This window comes from Vibrio sp. D173a (assembly GCF_030248475.1).
In genome coordinates, this window is the sequence record NZ_JAHGAH010000042.1 from 1 (window position 1) to 4,638 (window position 4,638).

Below are 4,638 nucleotides of genomic sequence, written 5' to 3' on the forward strand. Positions count from 1 at the left end.
TTAGGTACTATACAAACAGATCAATCACTTAAAGTCATGTCCGAAAATTGGGGGCCACTTCTCTCGCTAGAGTATAAGCGCTCATGCGGACCTGGAAGGGGAGAGTGGCGGACATTTTTAAACCTAATGTAAAAGACATTTACCGCATTTCATTCTGTGGCGTTGATTAGATGTAATATGTTAAATAGCTAAATTTAGAGTGGCTTTTGCCTGTTTCGACGCTGCGATGACAACAGAATTGCAAAAGTCACTCTTTTCCTCCCTGATTTCTCTCTTTATCTCCCTGAAAGAAAATTACAGTTTTCGTCTAAATGTTAATTATTTGTGATGCGATTTCATTTCGGCGCGATCTTCTCTCTTAATCCTTAAAATGATCACTTTTCCCCAAGGTTGGCTCTTTACGTGGCTATGAGAGGGTAACCTCTGCGCTTTTGTGCACTCTTGACTATAAGGGGCTTCTGTTTGGTTTAATTTTGTACAGATTTGTTGTATGTTTGCTTGTTGGTATGATAACAAGCATACAAACAAACTTTAAAAGTGACAGGGGAGCGTAACATGGCCAGAGAAAGAGTTTTTTCAGATCAGCAAGTGATTGAAGCAGCAAATGCGCTTTTGGTTGAGGGTAAAAACATCAATGGAACGTCACTGCGTAACAAGATTGGTACAGGCCGTCCGTCAGCCTTAATGTCTGCGTTTAAGGCTCTTGAGGATTCTGGTGAAATCCTAGCTCCAATGCTTCCAGACTCAACCGAAAAAACCATTACCCACCAGGAGTTACCGCCAGAAATTGCTGAGCGCTTGTCGGTCATGCTTGGTGATGTAGAGCAACTTGTTCACCAGATCAACGATCATGCTCATTACACAGTTGAGCAGCGCCTTAACCAAGCCATTGCAGAAGCAAATGAACGTGCAGCTAATGCAGCAAAACGTGAAGCGGAATCGATTCAAGAGCAAGATAGAGCATTCGAGCTGCTAGAAGATGTGCTTGAAGCAAACACAGACTTACAAGAGCTGTTGAAGAAAGAGCACAAAGAAAACAGTCAGCTCAATGCGGCGCTTAATGTTGCTAAAAACGAGACTAAAGCTGCGCTTGATACCATTTCTGAGCGTGATGAACGTCTAGCTGATATGCAAAAGCAGATCACAACGATGCAAAAACAGCTTAATACTGCCGAATCAGATAAAGCGAAAGCACAAGGTCAAGTTGAGCAACTAGTTAAGCAGCTAGGGGAGAAGTCCGTCGAAATGGTTGAACTGAATGCAAATCTGAAAAATTCAGAGAAAGAGCTGGGTTCGCTGCAAGGCCAGACTACTTCGTTAACTGAACAGGTCGTTAATCAAAAGGCTGCCAATAACCAGTTGCAAGACAAGTACGATGAAGAGAAAGCTGAACATATTCGAACCGAAAGTCGTATTGAAAGCTTAAATTCGGAGCTTAACAAGAAGAACGTAGCTCTTCTAGAGACACAAGCTTCTCTTGGTGAAGTTCAAAAGCTAAGCGCGAAGCTGGAAGGGCAGTTAATGCAATATCAACAGCAATAAATTAAATCTCACACCTCCACTTTTTGATATGTTGAGGCTTTTATTCGTGGCATTTTTGATCTCGAAGGTGCCCCAAACTGCGTTTGGAATCACTGTGTCAATTAATTAGCGGCTGAATATTTGACCAATTTTTAGTAATGTTTAATGAGGCTAAGTAGACAGTATCCTAAACAACCTTTTTAACTGCCTCTTTCAAAGCTTGCATAGGTTGCGTAGAGCGGGCAAGACTCATCTGACTTAATGCGCCCATCCAGCTAGACAGAATGAATTGAGCGGTTAATTCAGGATCAATATCTTGGGATATAGAACCTTCAGATTGCCCCATCTCAATTACTTTTACATATTCCTCTTGCCACAGTTCAATAGTCTTAGCTAAATCCTTTCTTAAACCTTCAATAGCAGCAACCTCACCAGTCAACTTAGTGACGACACATGGAATAATTGAGGTTTGAATTTCAAACTCATCAGCGAAGCATTGTAACCAATCAAGCAACAACTGCCTCTGAGAGCGGTTAGGAGTAGAAAAGTGCTCTTGTAGTAACTCTAAGTGTTGTTTAGAACGCTTTTGAATTAATTGATTTGCAAAGTCTTCTTTTGATTTGAAATAGTGGTAGAACGAGCCTTTAGGGATGCCACATTCGTTTAAAATTGCTGATAGCCCAACACCGTGATAACCATGAGTCAATATCAGTTGGTCACCGATTTTAAAAATTTTTTCTTTAGTTTCAGTTCCCTTTTTTTTGTGGATTTTTGTATTTTTCATGGAATCTATATGTTGCTAAGGGGCTTTGTATTAGGGATAAAGTATACCATTAATGTTCAGACCAAACCCACCTTTTGACCATTCGGTTTAATTTATTGACAGCCCCACAGAACTCCCATACCCTATAATAGACCAATTGGTTTATTTTTATCGCAGTAAAATTCAGGAGTACACATGTTAGATTTCAACTTCTTTAATCCAACTCAAATAGTGTTTGGTCAAAAACGACTGGATGAACTTGATAACTTGGTCCCCGCACAAGCAAAAGTAATGATCATCTATGGTGGCACCGCTGTTAAAAAGTTTGGTGTTATTGATAGGGTAAAGAGTGCACTGAAAACACGAAAAATTGTTGAGTTTGATAAGGTTGAGCCGAACCCTAAATTTGAAACGCTAGTTGGAGCTGTTGAAGTTGTTAAAGCGGAGCAAGTAGATTTCTTACTTGCTGTAGGTGGTGGTTCGGTAATGGATAGCACTAAGTTTATTGCTGTTGCAGCTAAAACAGAATCAAGTGAATATGAAGCTCTATTATCACACGGTTTTGCTGGTCTTCCTTCTACAGAAGCACTGGATTTAGGCTGTGTTGTTACACTTCCTGCTACAGGGTCTGAGACTAATGGCGCTGGCGTAATTACACTGAACGGTCAAAAAGCTTTGTTTATTTCCCCAATTCTTTACCCTAAATTCTCATTCCTGGACTCAGAACTAACAATGACGCTACCTAAGCACCAAGTGGCAAATGGTGTAATTGACGCATTCGTACATACAATAGAGCAGTATCTTACCTTCCCTGTAGGAGCAAAGGTGCAAGACCGAATAGCTGAAGGTGTTCTAAAAACTCTAATTGAAGATGGGCCTGTTACTTACAGAGACAGCTCAGATAAACAGGCTCGTGAAAACTTTATGTGGTGTGCAACGACGGCTCAAAATGGCTCAATTGGTAGTGGTGTTCCACAAGATTGGTCAACACACTTTATTGGTCATGAGCTAACTACACTATTTGGCATTGCACACGCACCGACTCTGGCCGTTGTTTTGCCTTCATTATTACGAGAGCGTAAGGATAAAAAGCGTGCAAAATTACTTCAGTATGCAGAGCGTGTATGGAATATCTCTGATAGTTCAGATGACGAGAAAATTACAAAGGCTATCGACCTAACAGAGCAATTCTTCTTGAGCCTAGATACGCCAACTACGTTAGGTGCATACGACATCGATGATAACGGTATTGAACTAATTCTAGCTAATCTAGAAAAAGAAGGCATGACGGCGCTAAGTGAGACTGGTGACTTAGGATTAGATACTGTTCGCAAAATCTTAAATATGGCGAAGTAAATATTACTCTGACTCTTAAGTAGGTACAGCATTTGCTGTGCCTATTTTTCCAGATGGATAGAAATATGACAAAAGTACAAGAAATACTAAATTTTTGGTTTGGGGATATTAAGGATGATTGGCCAAAAACCGACCGTAATCCGATGTGGTGGTTTGGTGGCCAAGAAGTTGATAGGCAAATCATTGAGCGATTCTCTGAACTAGTGCAACAAGCTAAAAGAAAGGAGCTAGATGGATGGAAACACACAGCTCAAGGACGATTAGCACTTATCATTTTACTGGATCAGTTTTCTAGAAATATCTTTAGGAAGACTCCTCAAGCCTTTGAGAGTGATGAATATGCATTGAGTTTATCCCGTGAAGGTATTGCTGCTGGGCTGGACAAAGACCTTAGCCTTATTGAACGAGTATTTTTCTATATGCCATTTATGCACTCTGAGAGATTAGTGGATCATGATGACTCTATCGGTTTGTATAGACAAATCATAAATGAAGCGAAAGTAGAACATCATGAACAAGCACAACGGTATTTTGGAGCCGCAAAGATGCACCAAGAACTAATTGTACAGTTTGGTCGTTATCCTCATCGAAACGCAATTCTGTTTCGTACTTCAACTGAACAAGAGATTGAATATCTACGTGATGCTGAAAAGTTTGGCCAAGGCTGAAATTTTGAATGTAGGACTTATGTATATTCGGAAAATCGATGAGAGTTATTGATTTAGTGAAAGGAAGCCAAACAGGGTGTCAAAAGCTATGCCATTCGAAGAGACATTTGGACTTGATTACACGGTCTCAGGAATGAACAAATGGCTTCACCACAATGGTTTTAGCTACAAGCAACCGAAAGGCGTTCCACACAAATTTGATGAAGCAAAACAGCAAGCTTTCATCGAGGCTTATGAAGCGCTAAAGGCAAGCTGTGGCGAGGATGAATCGATAGTCTTTATTGATGCAGTTCACCCAACATTATCAACAAAAATATCTCATGGCTGGAT

The 4,638-nt window shown here is 40.4% G+C and carries 4 protein-coding genes and 1 pseudogene; 4 read left to right on the forward strand and 1 reads right to left on the reverse strand.

What is annotated here, in order from left to right:
- Window positions 1-555: 555 nt before the first annotated feature.
- Window positions 556-1,542, forward strand: coding sequence for a DNA-binding protein (locus KIV40_RS05520; protein WP_285348183.1), 987 nt, complete (start codon window positions 556-558; stop codon window positions 1,540-1,542).
- Between the two features lie 166 nt (window positions 1,543-1,708).
- Here the strand turns inward: KIV40_RS05520 and KIV40_RS05525 are convergent, their stop codons facing one another.
- On the reverse strand, window positions 1,709-2,305 hold the full coding sequence (locus KIV40_RS05525; protein ID WP_285348184.1) for a TetR/AcrR family transcriptional regulator: 597 nt from the start codon (window positions 2,303-2,305) through the stop codon (window positions 1,709-1,711).
- A 174-nt stretch (window positions 2,306-2,479) separates the two neighbouring features.
- Between KIV40_RS05525 and KIV40_RS05530 the strand changes: the two genes are divergently transcribed.
- The 3 genes and pseudogenes from KIV40_RS05530 to KIV40_RS05540 form a co-directional block, all read left to right on the forward strand.
- On the forward strand, window positions 2,480-3,640 hold the full coding sequence (locus KIV40_RS05530; protein ID WP_285348185.1) for an iron-containing alcohol dehydrogenase: 1,161 nt from the start codon (window positions 2,480-2,482) through the stop codon (window positions 3,638-3,640).
- Between the two features lie 65 nt (window positions 3,641-3,705).
- A complete protein-coding gene (locus KIV40_RS05535; protein ID WP_285348186.1) occupies window positions 3,706-4,308 on the forward strand; it encodes a DUF924 family protein in 603 nt (200 codons plus the stop codon).
- 97 nt (window positions 4,309-4,405) lie between these two features.
- A pseudogene (locus KIV40_RS05540) lies at window positions 4,406-4,638 on the forward strand (winged helix-turn-helix domain-containing protein); the annotation flags it as partial.

Bases quoted from the DNA above. Each gene is read 5' to 3' on its own strand.
- KIV40_RS05520 (WP_285348183.1), top strand. From the start codon at position 556: ATGGCCAGAGAAAGAGTTTTTTCAGATCAGCAAGTGATTGAAGCAGCA.
- KIV40_RS05530 (WP_285348185.1), top strand. From the start codon at position 2,480: ATGTTAGATTTCAACTTCTTTAATCCAACTCAAATAGTGTTTGGTCAA.
- KIV40_RS05525 (WP_285348184.1), bottom strand. From the start codon at position 2,305: ATGAAAAATACAAAAATCCACAAAAAAAAGGGAACTGAAACTAAAGAA.
- KIV40_RS05535 (WP_285348186.1), top strand. From the start codon at position 3,706: ATGACAAAAGTACAAGAAATACTAAATTTTTGGTTTGGGGATATTAAG.